The 17783-nt window shown below is 44.4% G+C and carries 11 protein-coding genes; 6 read left to right on the forward strand and 5 right to left on the reverse strand.

The features are described from left to right. Positions 1 to 184: 184 nt before the first annotated feature. Entirely contained in the window at positions 185 to 835 is a 651-nt protein-coding gene (locus KCV09_RS12875) for a response regulator (protein WP_004933991.1), read from the forward strand. A gap of 58 nt (positions 836 to 893) precedes the next feature. Here the strand turns inward: KCV09_RS12875 and KCV09_RS12880 are convergent, their stop codons facing one another. Both KCV09_RS12880 and KCV09_RS12885 read right to left on the reverse strand, forming a co-directional pair. Next, positions 894 to 1664 (reverse strand): hypothetical protein, encoded by a 771-nt coding sequence (locus KCV09_RS12880; protein ID WP_212515239.1) that lies wholly within the window; start codon positions 1662 to 1664, stop codon positions 894 to 896. A gap of 361 nt (positions 1665 to 2025) precedes the next feature. Beyond that, entirely contained in the window at positions 2026 to 5526 is a 3501-nt protein-coding gene (locus KCV09_RS12885) for a hybrid sensor histidine kinase/response regulator (RefSeq protein ID WP_004933997.1), read from the reverse strand. A gap of 184 nt (positions 5527 to 5710) precedes the next feature. Between KCV09_RS12885 and KCV09_RS12890 the strand changes: the two genes are divergently transcribed. Both KCV09_RS12890 and KCV09_RS12895 read left to right on the forward strand, forming a co-directional pair. Continuing rightward, positions 5711 to 6043, forward strand: coding sequence for a DUF485 domain-containing protein (locus tag KCV09_RS12890; RefSeq protein ID WP_004934001.1), 333 nt, complete (start codon positions 5711 to 5713; stop codon positions 6041 to 6043). Position 6044: 1 nt separating this feature from the next. Further along, entirely contained in the window at positions 6045 to 7760 is a 1716-nt protein-coding gene (locus KCV09_RS12895; protein ID WP_055415510.1) for a cation acetate symporter, read from the forward strand. Positions 7761 to 7805: 45 nt separating this feature from the next. Here KCV09_RS12895 and KCV09_RS12900 read toward each other — a convergent pair whose 3' ends face one another. Then, positions 7806 to 8183, reverse strand: coding sequence for a hypothetical protein (locus KCV09_RS12900; RefSeq protein WP_048765294.1), 378 nt, complete (start codon positions 8181 to 8183; stop codon positions 7806 to 7808). A gap of 202 nt (positions 8184 to 8385) precedes the next feature. Between KCV09_RS12900 and KCV09_RS12905 the strand changes: the two genes are divergently transcribed. Beyond that, positions 8386 to 9081 (forward strand): ion channel, encoded by a 696-nt coding sequence (locus KCV09_RS12905; RefSeq protein ID WP_004934007.1) that lies wholly within the window; start codon positions 8386 to 8388, stop codon positions 9079 to 9081. A gap of 143 nt (positions 9082 to 9224) precedes the next feature. Further along, positions 9225 to 11204 carry a BCCT family transporter gene (locus KCV09_RS12910; protein WP_212515240.1) on the forward strand — a complete coding sequence of 660 codons (1980 nt, stop codon included), beginning with the start codon at positions 9225 to 9227 and terminating at the stop codon, positions 11202 to 11204. A 60-nt stretch (positions 11205 to 11264) separates the two neighbouring features. Here the strand turns inward: KCV09_RS12910 and omp33-36 are convergent, their stop codons facing one another. After that, positions 11265 to 12167, reverse strand: a complete 903-nt coding sequence (gene omp33-36 / locus KCV09_RS12915; RefSeq protein WP_004934013.1) for a porin Omp33-36 — start codon at positions 12165 to 12167, stop codon at positions 11265 to 11267. Between the two features lie 1085 nt (positions 12168 to 13252). Here omp33-36 and KCV09_RS12920 point away from each other — a divergent pair. Further along, on the forward strand, positions 13253 to 14854 hold the full coding sequence (locus KCV09_RS12920) for a GGDEF domain-containing protein (protein ID WP_228301560.1): 1602 nt from the start codon (positions 13253 to 13255) through the stop codon (positions 14852 to 14854). A gap of 76 nt (positions 14855 to 14930) precedes the next feature. On the opposite strand, the gene uvrA is transcribed toward KCV09_RS12920, so the two are convergent. Further along, positions 14931 to 17762, reverse strand: a complete 2832-nt coding sequence (gene uvrA, locus KCV09_RS12925) for an excinuclease ABC subunit UvrA (RefSeq protein WP_004934020.1) — start codon at positions 17760 to 17762, stop codon at positions 14931 to 14933. Between the last annotated feature and the right edge of the window lie 21 nt (positions 17763 to 17783).

Below are 17783 nucleotides of genomic sequence, written 5' to 3' on the forward strand. Positions count from 1 at the left end.
TATTTTTAATAAAATTATAACAATAATCACTAAGCTTTAAGCGATTTTGAAAAAACGAAAAAAATACTGAAATCTAACGGCTTAACCGACATTTTATATAAAAATTGGGTAATATGGTTCTATCCTTAAAGCCAGCAGTATGAGTAAAATCAAGATACTGCGCCAGAGATCTCTCGTTTCGCTTATGAATATTTTAATCGTCGATGATCATCCTCTGTTTCGCCATGCCCTAATTCAGGCGGTGCGATACAGTCTGCCTCAAGCTCAAATTTATGAAACTGCAGCAGTCAATGAATTTTACGAGCGCTTAGAAAGTGGAGCAGAGCCAGATCTGGTATTGCTGGATTTAAACTTACCGGGTGCATCGGGCTTTTCTGCGCTGGTGCATGTGCGTGCGCAATATCCGTCGCTACCGATTATTGTGGTGTCTGCACATGAAGAGACCTCGATTATCCAGCGTGCGATTGCTCATGGTGCCATGGGCTATATTCCAAAATCTGCGCATCCAAGTCATATTGGTGAAGCCATCCGCCATGTGCTGGAAGGTGAAATCTGGTTGCCACCCAACTTACCTAATAATTTAAGTTTCGATCCGCGTGCTGCAGATGAAACCGAGCTGGCCGAACGTATTCAGTCGCTGACGCCGCAGCAGTTTCGCGTTTTAATGATGGTGGCTGAAGGTTTGCTCAATAAGCAAATTGCCTATGAATTAGATGTTTCAGAAGCGACCATTAAGGCGCATGTGACCGCTATTTTCCGTAAATTGGGCGTACAAAATCGTACCCAAGCGGTATTGGCGATTAATGCCCTAAATATTGAAGACAAAAGACTTTAACTATTTAAGTGTATATGTAAAAAACAGGGGAAAATCCCCTGTTTTTTATGGCCAAAATTTAAGCCAGACAGTCTTGCTTGGTGGTAATGTTGTCACAGTACAGCGGATTGAGCGCACAGTGCAGTTCATCGATTTGATCTTGAGTCACATAACCTTTTTGTTTGAGGTACTCGGCCACGCGATCATCGCGCAGGCTCAAAAAGGTGGCGTCATACACCCCTAAATCGACAAACAAGGCCGCCGTTTCGAGGCTGTTGAATCGATCCAGAAAGATATCGTCGCCATACATTAAAAAGATATGATCATCTTCGGCACGCATGTCGACATTCAAGCGCTGGGCCAGCTTTTTAGGTGCTGTCTTGATAAAAAGTAGATCCGATAGTTCATCAAACTGCGACATATCCAGTGCTTCATGACCGTGTTTGACTCGTCCAAGCCATGCTTTAAACACCAACACCGCACCGCCACGAAGTAACATGCTCCACATTTGATGGCGGATTTTTTCATCTAGCATGTTGCCTTCCGATTCAAGCTGTTGCAGCAGATCTTCTTCTTTTTGGGCAAGTTTTTCAAATAATCCGAGCCCTTGTGGGCGATACATGGCCGGTTCAAACACGTCGAGCTCTAACTCGTCAAACACTTGCAAGGCCAGTGGCACAACACTGCAGTATATGGTATCGAGGGCCTGTTTGTGTTCTGCTTTGAGTTTACTGTGTGGAAACAAAACGTCCCAATCGATATCGGGTAACAGGGCATTGGCACTGTATTCACGATAAAATTGCTGTGAACTGTGTAGATCGAATGAAGCTGCATCATCTGAGGTAATCATGACGAATGTCCTTTCTTATATCTGCAAGAGATCAACCGATCGGGTTGATGTGGGCTGCTTTTCACTGTTATGAGTTTTTTGGAATGCAATAGATATTAGACTAAAGTTTTATAATGGCTATTTTTATGATAAAAGTTTTATTTTTCAAATCATTATTGAATTGTAACTAACTATGGCAGTGTTCATTTACAAAAAGGTCAGACTTTGCCATAGTCACTCGTACTTTGCTGGATTTGATCAATCAATCGCCAAAAAAAAGCGCGCTATCTGAACACTTTTGCCAACCATTCGTCTATGTGGCATGGCTTCAGGCCATTTCTTACAAAAAATGGCCTGAAGCGGGTAGGTAGAGCCAAGCGTTTTAGCGAGTTGGAGATGAAATTTTCAAGCCAGATAACCATGCCCGTAATCCGGCCGGTTTAAGTGGCTTTTTGAGTAACATCACATTGAGCTCTTTGAGTCGCTGCGGCAGCTCTGGATCGGAGTCTGCGGTAATCAGTGCAACCGGAACCTGATCTTGTCGATGCTGCAAAATAAAGTCGAGGCCGAGTTGCTGGTTGTTCAGATGCTGGTCGATCAACCAGACCTGAATATTATGCTGTTGAATCAAGGTGTAGGCCTGTTCGGGTTCTGTGGCTTTAAAGACTTCATACCCCCATTTCGACAACAGCGTACTCATCCCCTCCAAAATGGTTTCGTCATTGTCTAAACATAAAATCCGGTAAGCTTTGGTTTTTAGGGGAATCGCCTGTGCTTGCGGTGCCATCACTTTAGGCGCATCTACGGTAGGTACCTCAATGATAAAGCATGAGCCTTGACCAATTTGGGAGTACACCTCGACCGGATGATCGAGCAAACTGGTCATACGCTGTACAATCGCCAGACCCAATCCTAGACCTTGTTCACCCCAAGGCGAAGTATGGCCGCAGCGTTCAAACTCTTGAAACAGTTTGATGCGCTGTTCCTCTGCAATCCCTGGGCCTGTATCCCATACCCCTATACGGATATGCTGTGGTCGGGTGCTATGGCGTAACACGCCCACCACCACACGGCCCTTGGCGGTGTAGCGTAAGGCATTACTGACAAAGTTTTGAATAATCCGACGAATCCACTGTGGATCGGTGTCGATCCAGAATTTGGCATCGTGGACATTCAAACGAATATTACGCTGCGCTGCAATCGACTTAAATTGCAGTTCGAGATCGCTCAATAAATCATGCAGTGGGTAAGACTGTCGTTTGGGCTGTAATGAGCCGCCTTCAAGACGTGCAATATCGAGCAATGCCGACAACATGCTTTCGGCACCATGTAGCGCTCGATCAAGCTGTTGGAGCGTTTTACGATCGTCCTCACGAGACACACTTTGCTCTAATGCCGTACTAAACAAACGCGCCGCATGCATGGGCTGAAGCAGATCGTGACTGGCAGCAGCAATAAAGCGGCTTTTCGACATATTGGCCTTGTCGGCCTGTTCACGTGCGAGCTGTTGCTCGGCCAAAGCGGTTTCAAGCTGTTGGGTACGATCACTGACCCGTGCTTCCAAAATCGCTTCATTTTCACGAAACGCCGTAATGTCGGCAAAGGTTGTAACAAAGCCACCGCCTTCGATAGGATTACCGCGCATTTGAATGACACGTCCATCTTTACGAATCCGTTCAAATTCATGTGCGCTGCCCACTTTCATCCAGTGAATTCGCTTACGTACATGTTCTTCAATTGAGCCAGGTCCGCATTCACCGCGTTCGGCGTTATAACGAATCAGATCGGCAATTGGACAGCCGACGTACACCAGATCTTTCGGGTAATCAAACAGCTTTAAATATTGATTGTTCCATGCCACCAGACACATGTTTTCATCGACCACACTCACGCCTTGGGTCATATGATCGATCATGGTCATGAGCAAATTCTGGTTAAAGCGCTGCCACTGCGAGGCTTGGTCCAAAATATTGGCCACCTGACCCAAGGCCAGTCCATTATTGACCATGGCGGTGGTGAGTAATGTCCGTGCAGATGCCGCTCCAATCGTGCCCGCCAAATACTGCTCGGTGAAGCGCCACCACATGCCGTTGGCGACGCTGTTGGGATTAAGCAGCACATCATTTTGCTCACAAAACTGTTTGAAGGCCTGTTGTGTCGGCCCTTCACCGGTAATGCGTTTGGCCAGCGTAATTAAATCACCCACTTTAAGCCGAGCCGCATCGTGATGCAGATAGCTCATATCTGTTGAGGTGTGATGCGATGGTAAAGGCTTGGTTTCGTAGTAAAAGAAACTTTCCGCCTGAATCTGCTCTGCCACACTGGGGCGATAAATCTTGGAAATCCAGACATACAAAATGGTGTTGAGGCCCAATGACCAGATTACGCCGTGAGTCAGTGGCGCAAAAGATTCGAAGCCAAGCAAAGCCTCAGGGCGCAAGAGGTTTAAGTGAAAGGGACCAAATACCAGCACCTGATGCGCGAAGGCTTGATAGGCGTCAGGAAGGCTTCTTAAAATTGTCGGGAACAGCAGGGTATAGGTCCACATGAAAAAACCGACAATGAGTCCGGCATATACACCTTGACGGCTTCCACCGCGCCAGTACAAACCTCCAATAAGTGAGGGCGCAAATTGTGCCACTGCACTAAAGGCCAGTAAGCCAAAGACTGAAAGCTGATCGATATCATTAAAAAAGTGGAAAAATAAAAACCCGAGTAGCATCACAGCCAAAATACAAATACGTCGGGTGAGCTTTAAAAATTGTGGTAAGCGTTTATCGTGTCTGGATAATAAATTTAGGCGCCAGAGTGCTGGCATGATCAGATCGTTACTGAGCATGATCGACAAAGCCACTGACGATACCAGAAGCATGCCGGTCGATGCCGAAAAACCTCCCAAAAATGCCAGTAAGCTGAGCCAATCCTGATTAAAACTTAATGGCAGTGACAGTACTGCCACATCTGGAATAGTTAAAAAATTAGGTGATGCATGCAGTGCCCAACTGGCAATCGGAATAATTGCCACGGTGGTTAAAATTAAATACACCGCAAACCAGCGGCGCGCACCGCGAATATGTTTTTCGTCACGTAACTCGACCACCGCCACATGAAACTGCCGCGGTAAACAAATAATGGCCAGTCCGGCAAGTAGCGTTTGAATCCAGAAGGTTTCTGGTACACCAAACATCTGTACATTGTGAAAGGTTTTGGCGACATCTTCACTCACTTGTCGCATATTTGCGGGCGATTCAATCAGAAAAAAAACCGCCACGCACAGCAGGGCAAACAGCTTGACAAATGACTCAAAGGCGACTGCCAGCATGAGACCGCCATGTTGTTCGGTATTGGCAATTTGCCGTGTACCAAACATCATGGCCAGCAAAGCCAATATGCCGGTCAGGAGCAATACGCTATTGGTGGCCGTAGTCAAATGATCGGTGGCCTGATCTAAAATCACCGCAGTACTCAATGCCACGGCACGCAATTGCAACGCCAAGTACGGAATAATCGCAATCACCGCCAAAATGGTCACCAGTGAAGCCAAGGTCCCGCTTTTACCGTAACGTGCGGCAATAAAGTCGGCAATCGATGAGACAGCATGGTGCTGGCGAACACGGCCTAGGCGTCGCCAAATATCGTAGCCAAACCAGATAAAAATCAGGGGGCCCAGATAAATGGGCAGGAAAATAATACCGTCTCGCACAGCGGCACCAGTGGCGCCGTAAAAGGTCCAAGAGGAACAATATACACCCAGTGTCAGGCTAAACAGCAGCATTCGTCCGCGAGGCCCTAAACGGCTGGCATGCCGCTCACCAAAAAAAGCGCAGAGAAATAAGACTAAAATATAGAGGGCGAGTCCGCCGATAATAAGCCAGCTGTTCATGCGATCGAATCTATGAAAACACAGGCCTATCATACCTTAAGCCACTTTAAAGCCCTGCATGTTGATTAAAATTTAGCGACCAAAGTCTAAGTTACGAACCTCATACAACATTGCTAACGTTATAGCGTGAAGAAAAAGGATTACAAAAAGCGTCCGACGATGGCCGCGGTAAAAGGAGCAGATTATGGATGACGTTCAGGTAGAAAGAATTCTACAGAATCCAAAATTTAAAAAAATGGTCAGCAAAAAAGCCACACTCAGTTGGACTCTTACCATCATTATGCTGGTGGTCTATGTGGGCTTTATGCTGTTGGTTGGATACAACAAAGAGTTTCTAATGAGCTCTTTTAGTGGCGGTGTCACCACCTGGGGTATCCCGCTTGGTCTTGGCATTATTGTTCTGTCATTTGTTTTGTGCGGTGTGTATTCGTATATCGCCAACAACAGCCTTGACCATCTCAATGAAGCTGCATTGAGAGAAGTTGAGAACATCACTCATGAGAAAGGACTGCACTAAGATGAAATGGACTTCATTTAAAGCGCCAGCACTGATGGCAATCAGCTTGCTGATGTCAACCCTCGCAGTTGCGGGGCCAGATTTGGGCGAAGCGCAGCAACAGGCCACCAACTGGCACGCAATTATCATGTTTGTGATATTTGTCGGTGCAACTTTGTTCATTACCAAATGGGCAGCCAAACAAACCACCAATACCAAGGATTTCTATACGGCAGGTGGCGGAATCTCAGGTTTTCAAAACGGTTTGGCGATTGCCGGTGACTACATGTCTGCGGCATCGTTCTTGGGAATTTCCGCTTTAGTCTTTAGCTCAGGCTTCGATGGCTTGCTTTATTCACTGGGTTTCATGGTGGGTTGGCCAATCGTATTGTTCTTGATCGCAGAGCGTTTGCGTAATCTGGGTAAATACAATTTATCTGATGTGGTGTCATTTCGTTTGGAAGAAAAACCAGTACGTACCTTGGCAGCTTTTAGCTCGCTTGTGGTGGTAGCGTTTTATCTGATTGCGCAAATGGTGGGTGCAGGACAGCTCATTAAACTACTTTTCGGTTTGAACTATAACATTGCGGTTGTAATTGTGGGTTTACTCATGATGGCCTACGTGATGTTTGGCGGCATGTTGGCGACCACATGGGTACAAATCATCAAAGCGGTACTGTTGCTGTCTGGTGCAACCTTCATGGCGTTTATGGTGATGAAAGCGGTTGGATTTAGCTTCAGTAACATGTTTACCCAAGCCATCGATGTTTATGCCAATGTGCGTAATATCAGCATGGAAGAGGCAGCAAAAATTATGGGACCAGGGAAACTGGCCGCCAACCCAATTGATGCGATTTCTCTTGGCTTAGCGCTCATGTTTGGTACAGCGGGTCTGCCACATATTTTGATGCGATTCTTTACGGTAAAAGATGCTAAAGAAGCGCGTAAATCTGTAGTGGTGGCGACTGGCTTTATTGGCTACTTCTACTTGCTGACGTTTATTATTGGTTTCGGTGCGATTCTGTTTGTTTCGAACAATCCGCAATTCCTTGATGTTGCCAAAGCAGCAGTAACAGGTAAGCTTGAATTGGTCGGCGGAAACAACATGGCAGCGGTTCACTTGAGTGATGCACTCGGTGGCGATCTGTTCATGGGCTTTATCTCTGCTGTTGCCTTTGCAACCATTTTGGCTGTAGTGGCAGGTTTGACCTTGTCGGGTGCATCTGCAATTTCACATGACTTGTATGCCAACGTATTCAAAAAAGGTCAAACCACACCAGAATCTGAATTGCGTATGTCAAAAATCGCAACATTGGGCTTGGCAATCTTCGCCATGATTCTGGGTATCTTGTTTGAAAAACAAAACGTTGCTTTCATGGTTGGCTTGGCCTTCTCTGTGGCGTGCTGTGCGAACTTCCCGGTGCTTGTATTGTCAATGTTCTGGAAAGGTTTAACCACACGTGGCGCCGTGATTGGTGGCGTGGTTGGCCTGACGACGGCGGTGGTCCTGATTATTCTGTCTAAAGCCGTGTGGGTAGACACACTTAAAATCTCAGATACACCGATCAATCCGTTTAATGGCCCAGCAATTTTTGCAATGCCGTTGTCGTTCATTTGCTGCTGGTTGTTCTCGGTGACTGATAATTCGGCCCGTGCCAAAGCAGAACGTAAAGCATTTGATGCGCAGTATGTGCGTTCAATGACCGGTATTGGAATTTCGGGTGCTTCAGATCACTAAGGTGCGTCTGTCAGACACATAAAAAAAGCGCCGTTGGCGCTTTTTTTATTGCTTGGTATATACATCGCCGTTGAGCTGCATGTGCCATTTTTGATTCATCTGATACGGCGCGCGATCAATTTTGAACACCTGACTAAATTCGCCTTGACCGATCTGAAACTGCTGTGCATTAAAGTCGCTGATACTGGCTTTTAAGTCTGACTTGGCAGCATATTTCAAATCGTGATCTGGCGTTTTTTGTTCCTGAGTCACGTTCTGCCGATAATCCACTTGCCCAGTTTTTTCAATCACCAAACTACTGTGACTGCTTTTCCACTGACCAATATATTCTGGATGCTGCTCCAGCATCGGATTGGTTTTGCTGCATCCGACAAACAGCAGCGAGGCCATGCAGCAGCCCATGAGTGTTGTTTTGATATGCATATAAAGCCCTCTTCGCTTCATTGATACTTTTGAGTATGCACCGATTATTTCGAGTCAAATAGTGCAGTTTGATAATGTTATGTCATAAAACGTGACCTATTTCCGCTTTCATCTATAAAATCACTTGACGACTTGCTTAAGCACACGACAAGATTCAGACATTCGCTCAAATGAAAACAACAAGAACGGGACGCCTCTTTTTATGTCGATTGCTCAAGATTTTAAACAGCACTTCCGCTTATTGCCTTCGGCTTGGCTACTGGTGGTGCAACTGTTCATTTTGATTTTGTCTTTTTTTACCTATGATCATGGTGCCTATCGTGTACTCACTTGGATTTTGGGGGTACTGGCACTTTTATTGATTGGTCGAGTCATTCGTGAAACCAGTGTATTTACTCTCACGGGCTTATTTTTTGTGTTGGGCGCACTCTTTTTTTCAGTCTTGATTTTACTGGGATTTAATCAGGTTTCAATTCAGATTCTGACGCATGGGTTCGAGGCATGTGCTTATTTCTATGCCGCCTATGGCTTATTGCGCTATATGTTTGCAGACCGATATCTAACCAAAGATGAGCTATTTGCAGCAGGGGCGGTGTTTACACTGATTGCATGGGGGTTTGCCTTTTTATACAACATTTGCCAGTTGTTGGTGCCGATGAGTTTTAGTAAACCCGATCATCAGGGCTTACAAAGCTGGTTAGACCTATTATTTTTGAGTTTTAGTTTACAATCGGCTACCGGACTTTCCGATATTTTTCCGATCAGCCCTGCGGCACGGGTAATTTCAATTCTTCAAATGTTTATGGGCGTGATGTTTTTGGCCGTGGTGGTGTCACGTCTGGTGGCATTGCAATATATTTCGCATTTGCCAGAAAAAAATCATCACGACGATACATAGCCTGTTACAGCTCTGTAACTTCTTTATTTTTCAGCAGGCTATACAATAATAACGCGCTTAATGCGCCTTTTTGCTTTTCACGACAGTGAATTTTTCTGACACATCGTTGTCGTTGGTTTTTATCAAAAAAATATGGGGGATGTATGCCTTCCAAAACCTCATCTAGGTTTGCAAATATTAATCCAAATGTATTTGTCAGTACGATCATCATTATTGCGATCTTTCTGGCGATTGTCTTATTAATGCCAGATTCATTTGAGTTTCTGACCCAGCAGCTCAAAAACTGGATCACAGAATCCTTTAGTTGGTTCTATGTGTTGTCCGTGGCTTTGTTTCTGATCATCTTGGCGTTTATTGCCTGCTCATCGAGCGGTAAGATCAAACTCGGGCCCGATCATAGCCAACCCGACTACAGTAATCGGTCATGGTTTGCCATGCTGTTTACAGCGGGGATGGGGATTGGCCTGATGTTTTTCGGTATTGCCGAGCCGATCATGCATTATGTGAGCCCGCCTTCGGGACAGCCTGAAACGGTACTGGCAGCACAGCAGGCCATGCGGGTGACCTTTTTCCACTGGGGGCTACATGCATGGGGTATTTATGCCATCGTCGCTCTTTCGCTGGCTTACTTTGCCTATCGGCATGATTTACCCTTAAAAATACGCTCGTCTTTATATCCGCTGATTGGTAAAAAAATTCATGGCCCCATTGGTGATGCCGTAGATACCTTTGCCACAATCGGAACGATTTTTGGTGTGGCGACCACATTGGGCTTTGGTGTCACTCAAATTGGTTCAGGTTTAAATTATTTATTTGGCTTTGAATCAACAGCGTGGTCCAAAGTTATTTTGATTATTGTGGTCAGTGCCATGGCGGGTCTTTCTGTCGGATTTGGTCTCGATAAGGGCATCAAGCGTCTGGCCGAGCTGAATCTGATACTGGCTCTGGTTTTACTGGCATTTGTATTCTTTGCCAGCCAAAGTATTTATCTATTACAAACCACGGTTCAAAACACCGGACAATACATCTCTAATTTATTTGAAATGACCTTCAATTTGTATGCCTATCAACCCAATGGCTGGATTGGTGGGTGGACCATCATGTACTGGGCATGGTGGATTTCATGGTCACCATTTGTCGGCATGTTTATTGCGCGGGTGTCTCGTGGACGAACCATTCGCGAATTTATTGTCGGCGTCATGCTGATTCCAACAGGTTTTACCCTGATTTGGATGGGCTTTATGGGCAACGCAGGACTCTACAGTATTTTGCATGAAGGCAATCAGATGCTGTTGGCGGCGGTGCAACGTGATTCATCCGTGGCTTTATTTGAGTTTCTAAATTCATTGCCATTTGCTGGACCGATGAGCTTATTGGCCACAGTGTTGATCATTTTATTTTTTGTGACCTCTGCCGATTCTGGGGCTTTGGTGGTGGATTATCTTACCGCCAAGACGGATGATTCACCGATGTGGCAACGTCTTTTCTGGATTGTGGTAATGGCGGGGCTGTCGATTGTGCTGCTACTTGCTGGCGGACTCAATGCCTTACAGTCTGCGATTATCATGAGCGCCTTACCATTTACGGTCATCATGCTGTTTATTTGCTGGGGACTGATCAAGGCATTACGGATTGACTCCACCAAAATGCAGGCGATTCAGGAAGCAAGAACCACACCGCGGGCCATTCAGAATCCACGAAGCTGGCAGCAACGTCTTGGGCTGATCATGCATTATCCACACGCTAAAGCAGACGTGGATGCATTTATTCAAGGCCGCGTAAAAGATGCTTTTCATAACTTACAGCGCGAATTTAAGCGCCGTCAGTTAATGGTACAGATTCATGAAACCGACGAAGGCTTGATGCTCAAAGTGGATCATCACAATGAAATTAATTTTATCTATCATGTGGTTTCACGTGAAACAGTTCCACCAAGTTTCATGCTGCAATCCGAGCAGGAAACTACCGATAAATATTTTCAGGCTGAAGTGTTTTTACGTGAGGGCGGGCAAAACTATGATGTGATGGACTGGACTGAAGAAGATTTGATTCAGGATATTATCGATCAGTATGAACGCCACCTGTATTTCTTAAATGTGATGCGAAGCCAAACCATCAACTAATTGAAGCAATAAAAAAAAGGACTCAAATGAGTCCTTTTTTTATGCGTAGTTCAGTTTCGATTAGAAACGAGCTTTTGCATTTAAACCGATTGTTTGCGTATCGAATGCAGAACCTTTAGCATCTGCTTTGATGTACGATGCACCAACAGAGATTGCTGGAGTAACGAAGTAGTTTACGTTACCACCCCATGCTTGACGGAATTCACCAAGGTCTTGACCTTTGATGTTTGCTTCGCCATCGTTACCGATGAAGGTTGCACCAACGCTCAACTTAGGTGTGAGGTAAAGGTCAGTTTTTAAACCGTATTGGTTTTCTTGACCAAATGCACCAGCAGCTTCAAAGCCGATTGCCATGTTGGTACCATCGATTGGACCAACATATTTCGCACGAGCTGTTACTGCGTCTTGATCGTTTTGGATCGCAGCAGTTTGGTTCACAGCAGAATAAATACCGTTGTTTACGATACCAAAGTTATCTAATGCAAACTGGTTTGCAACGCTGGTGTAACCTACGCTCATCAAGAAGTTAGGAAGCAACATTGCACCCACTTCTAATGCATAACGGTCACCGTTGTCATCACGAGAAATCGCATTTTTACCATCAACGTCAGTATGGTTATAAGTTGCGCTTGCGTATACTGGTAGGTATGGCGTAGGGATGTATGTTTCGCCCTTCACGCCGTAAGTACCTACATGGTAATTAAGACCGTTGTTTTGGTCATATTGCTGGTAGCTATAACCAAGCGATACGCTAGATGCTTGGTTCAAGAACGCGGCTTCGGCTAAAGGCCCTTTAGACGCATCAACATCTTTCAAATAGAAAGTACCAGCAACGTCACCAGTGAAGTTTTTGTCGTTTGCAGTCGTATCTACATATTCAGATTGACCTTGAACTTCAACTTGATACGCTTGAGCGCCGGTCATGGCGAGTAATAAAGCAGTGGCTAAACCGAGTTTTTTCATAAGAGTTTCCAGCATTAACAAGAGATTAAGCTGTGGTCATTCTATTGTAACAATTTATTTAGTCAATGTGTCTTCAGCCCAGCATCTGTTGCTCAAAAAAACACTTAAAAATATTGCACAAAAAAAATACAGTTAAATTGAGTCGTGTCAACCTGAAAAATAGTCTGTATAACAATCGACTAGATGGAAAATGAAGCATTAAATATTACATTTTGGTTAAATATACATCGTTTTTTCGATTGTAAAAATAGATGGTTATTATTTAAATTATCGGTAAAAACTTATTTTAAAACTGATTTTAATGTTACTTATGTCACATATTTTTACTAAAGTGAAGCTTATTTAAAGTTAAATCTTAATTTTACCTATTTTTACATTGTTACATATTGGTAACTGAATATAAATATCTGACTGAAATTAAATGGGTTTTAATGTGATTTAAATCTCAATATATTTTAAATATGTTGATTGTTTATCATTATGGTGGTAGCTTGATTGGGTAGTACTTGTTTTGCTGATAATACACGTCGAATGCAATGGATGATCCCTCTATCGTTCTGTAACGCTGTCGATTGTATTATTCAACTCACCCGGTTTTCCCTAAAACTGGGTATTTTTTTGCTTTTGAATGTGTCAATTGTGTGGAACGTGACAATTATTCGGACAAAAAAAAGCCTAGTGCTCAAGAGGGGTCACTAGGCGAAAAGGATGTTATTTGATTGGGAGAACATCCTTAGAGGAAGCTAAAAACATCATGATTTAATCCTTAAGTGTATGATGCGGAATTTTTCATCATTTGCAAAATTGTTTATTTTTATAATTATGATTGAGAAACACGATGATTTCAAAGCTTCAGTGCTCGTATCGTTTCAGTATGACAAGTTCTTGACAAATTTTAAGCAACTTCAGTTAAACTATGGTGACATAATCAGCAAAAAATAAATGTAGTGAAGTCAAAAAAAGTAGATCCTCAGCGTCAAATTGTTTTTACTTCCACTAAAGCCAATTCATCAATACGTCATCGTTTATTCTTTTTTGTTTTCATTTTAATACTTTGTTTTTTAGTAATTGCAATTCCACTTATTTTGAGCAGCTACAAGCAATACCAGCAAAGTAATGATGCTTTAATTGAAATTAAATTATTAAAAGCACTTTCTGAGGGTGCCAATCATATTTCTAAAGAACGTGCGTTTGCCAATAAACTGATGTCTAGTCCGCCAGAGCAAATCGATCAGCGACGTGCACAATTACTTGATTATCGTGCTCAGGTTAATCAATCTTTGAACACGACAATTCAATTGCTGCGCTCAAACGATAATAAAGAAATTGCAGATTATTTAATCACGAAAGCACAACCAAATTTAAATTTAGCTCGTCTGTCCGTCGATCGTTATGCAAAGACCCAGCCCGAACAAAAAAGTTTTCAACAATATGATCGTGCTGTAAAACAAATGTTTAATGCGTGGGATTATTATCGTGAAGCCCTGAAAATGAAGATCATCAATTCCAATCAACAAGATGACGAATTGTTTCGAAATATGATTTTAATTTTACTGGTTTCAGATCTTCGTGATCAGTCTGGGCGAGTGGCCTCAAATATCATTGCCTCGATTAGTTACCAACAACAAATTCCTGAAGAAAACCGTGCAAGATCATTGCAAACCCAGTATCAGGCGCTATATCTATGGAAAATGATCGATACATTGCAGACACAATATCCGCGTACTGCGGAATATAATTATTTATACCATCAAGTGAAAATCCAATTTCTCGATCAAGGAATCGGATTGGTATCTGGCCTGATTCAAGAAAGTGACCGCAAACAACCGTATTCACTCACGGCAACGCAACTGACCGAACATCTTGTGAAAAAATTTAGTGCGATTATTGAATTACAAAGCTATTTGGTTAAAGAAACACTCGATGAGGCGATTAGACAGCAGGCAGAAGCAAAACAAAAATTTATTACCACTGTGATATTGTCTTTGTTGTCTCTACTGGTGTCTGTGCTAACGCTACACTATATTGAGCGTTATATTTTATCGCCATTAATTCAAGCCCGCGAAGAAGTTTTACACTTGTTCGATCCACAGACGCCGCTGCGCCAAAAACCAAAAAGTAAACGCGTACATGGTGAATTTGTCGAGCTCTTTGACGCAATTGCGAGGCTGAGAGACGTTTTAGTGGAAAAAGATAAACTCGAGCTCAAGCTTCGCAAAATTGCCCATACCGATACCTTAAGTGGTGTAGCAAACCGTAAGGCCCTTAATGCCTATTTGGGAGCTAGAACGGCACCGTGGTCAGATTTATGCTTGATAATACTGGACATCGATTTTTTTAAAGAAATCAATGATCAACACGGACACATTGCAGGCGATCATGTGATTCAAGCGGTGGCTCGGCAACTCATGGCTCACGAATCAGAATTTGATCTGGTGGTGCGATATGGTGGAGATGAATTCTTACTTTTGATTGAGCGAATCGCACGAAATGATGCGCTTGATGTCGCAGAAATGATCCGTGCCCAAATTGAGGTTATTTCGATTGAATTACAGATTGATGTATCGGTGAGTATGGGAGTAGCGGTAGGAGCAGAAAACTGGCTGACGTTATTTCAAAAAGCCGATACCGCCTTACTCCAGTCGAAAGCCAAAGGAAAGAATCGGGTGGAAGCAGCGCTTTCATAATGATTATTTAACTATAAAAAAAGGATGAATAAGTCGACCTTATTCACCCTTTATAGAAACGAAATGGTGGCTTAACTTAACTCAACATCGGCTTTAAGAAACGCCCCGTATGCGAAATCTCCACTTCGGCCACTTGTTCTGGTGTACCTTCGGCAATAATCTGACCGCCACCCGCACCACCTTCTGGCCCAAGATCAATCACCCAGTCTGCGGTTTTAATCACATCCAGATTATGCTCAATCACCACAATGGTATTTCCTTTGTTGCGAAGCTCATGCAAGATGTCGAGCAGCTTGGCAATATCATGAAAATGCAGGCCAGTCGTCGGTTCATCTAGCACATACAAGGTTTTACCTGTATCGCGTTTGGCCAGCTCACGTGCCAGTTTCACACGCTGCGCTTCACCACCAGAGAGTGTGGTGGCTGCTTGGCCTAAACGGATATAGCCCAGCCCCACTTGGGTGAGGGTTTCCAAACGACGATGAATCACCGGAATGGCACTAAAGAATTCGGCACCATCTTCTACCGTCATCTCCAGTACGTCAGAAATGTTTTTACCTTTGTAGGTCACTTCCAGTGTTTCACGGTTATAACGTTTGCCATGACAGGCATCGCACGGTACATACATATCGGGTAAAAAGTGCATTGCCACTTTGATCATGCCGTCACCTTCACAAACCTCACAGCGACCGCCTTTAACATTAAATGAAAAGCGACCAGCCGCGTAGCCACGTGCCTTGGCTTCTGGCGTCTGTGCAAATAACTCACGAATAGGGGTGAACAATCCGGTGTAGGTGGCCGGGTTTGAACGTGGGGTACGGCCAATCGGACTCTGGTCGATATCCACCACTTTGTCCAAATGCTGCAAGCCATTAATCGAATCGAATTTTTCTGCGGTAAGCGTGGTGGCCCCATTTAACTGAGTGGCAGCCAATGGCAGCAAGGTCCGGTTAATGAGGGTCGACTTGCCCGAACCCGATACACCCGTCACACAGGTCATGATGCCTAGTGGAATTGTTAAATCCACATTTTTAAGGTTATGTCCGGCTGCACCGCACAGTTTAATGGTCTGATCTGGTGTAGGCGAACTCAAACGCTGCGCTGGCACGGCGATTTTAAGCGCGCCTGAGAGGTATTGCCCGGTGAGAGAGTCCTGATGCTTTTTCAGTTCATCGGCTGTCCCTTCGGCAATAATTTCACCGCCATGCACCCCAGCACCCGGCCCGATATCAATAATATGATCGGCCGCACGGATTGCGTCTTCGTCGTGCTCGACCACCAGCACGGTATTGCCCAAATCACGTAAACGAATCAGGGTTTGTAGCAGACGGTCATTGTCACGCTGATGCAAACCAATTGAAGGTTCATCCAGCACATACATGACACCCATCAGGCCAGCACCAATTTGTGAGGCCAGTCGAATACGCTGTGCTTCACCGCCCGACAAGGTTTCGGCTGAACGAGCCAAACTCAAATAGTTCAAACCGACACTCACCAGAAAGTGCAGACGTTCACGAATTTCTTTAAAAATTTTATCGGCAATTTCGCCTTTAGCACCCTCAAGATTCAAATCTTGATAATACTGTTCGGCATCACCAATCGACATCTGGGTAATATGTGCAATGGTTTTGTCTTTCACTTTCACATTTCTGGAAATTTCATTCAGACGAGATCCACCACAAGCATCACATGCAGCATTTGACAAATACTGTGCCAGATCGTCACGCACATAATTACTTTCGGTTTCACGGTAACGGCGTTCGAGATGCGTTAAAATGCCTTCAAATGGCATGACGCGGTTATGTCGACGGCCACGTTCATCGATATAACTTAAATCGATTTTTTCTTTACCGGTACCGTATAAGAATTTCTTTTGTACCTCTTTTTCAAGCGTATTCCACGGTGTATCGAGCGAGTACTCAAAATGCTCCGCCACTTTTTGCAGCATCGAATAATAATACGGGCGCTGACGATCCCAACCGCGTACCGCACCTTGACTCAGTGACAAGCTCGGATCTGGAATCAGCTTTTCTGCACTAAAATGGCTGCGCGTGCCCAAGCCATCGCAGACCGGACAAGCACCAAACGGATTATTAAAAGAAAACATCCGTGGTTCTAGCTCTGCCACAGCACGATCACATTCCGGACAGGAGTGTTTGGCCGAAAATACACGATCGGGCTGTTCGGCGTTCATCCACGATAAAATAGCCAAGTCGCCACCGAGGCGCAGTGCAGTTTCAAACGATTCTGCAATCCGGTTGCCCAAGTCATCGCGTACTTTAAAACGATCCACGACCACTTCAATGGTGTGTTTCTTCTTTTTGTCTAATTCAGGTGCCGCATCGATATCGACAATTTCACCATCGACACGAGCCCGCACAAAGCCTTGACCTTGTAGTTGTTCAAAGAGCTGTGAATATTCACCTTTACGCTCACGTACCACAGGTGCCAGCAGCATCAGTGCTGTACCTTCTTCTAAGGCTTTGACTGCATCGACCATTTCGGAAACGGTTTGTGCCACCATCGGCAAATCGTGTTCTGGACAATAGGGCGTTCCGACGCGTGCATAGAGCAAACGTAAATAGTCATAAATTTCGGTAATGGTTCCCACAGTCGAACGCGGGTTATGGCTTGTCGATTTTTGCTCAATGGCAATTGCAGGACTGAGGCCTTCAATTGCATCGACATCAGGTTTTTCCATTTGCGATAAAAACTGACGCGCATAAGCCGATAACGATTCCACATAACGGCGTTGGCCTTCGGCATAAAGCGTATCAAATGCAAGAGATGACTTGCCAGAGCCTGAGAGTCCCGTAATCACCACAAATTTATCACGTGGGATATCGAGAGACACATTTTTTAGGTTATGGGTACGTGCACCTCGAATACGGATATGGCTTTGGCTCATAAATCGATCCTAAAATGAATT

Origin of the sequence: Acinetobacter soli (assembly GCF_018139125.1) — a bacterium.
Taxonomy (GTDB): Bacteria; Pseudomonadota; Gammaproteobacteria; order Pseudomonadales; family Moraxellaceae; genus Acinetobacter; species Acinetobacter soli.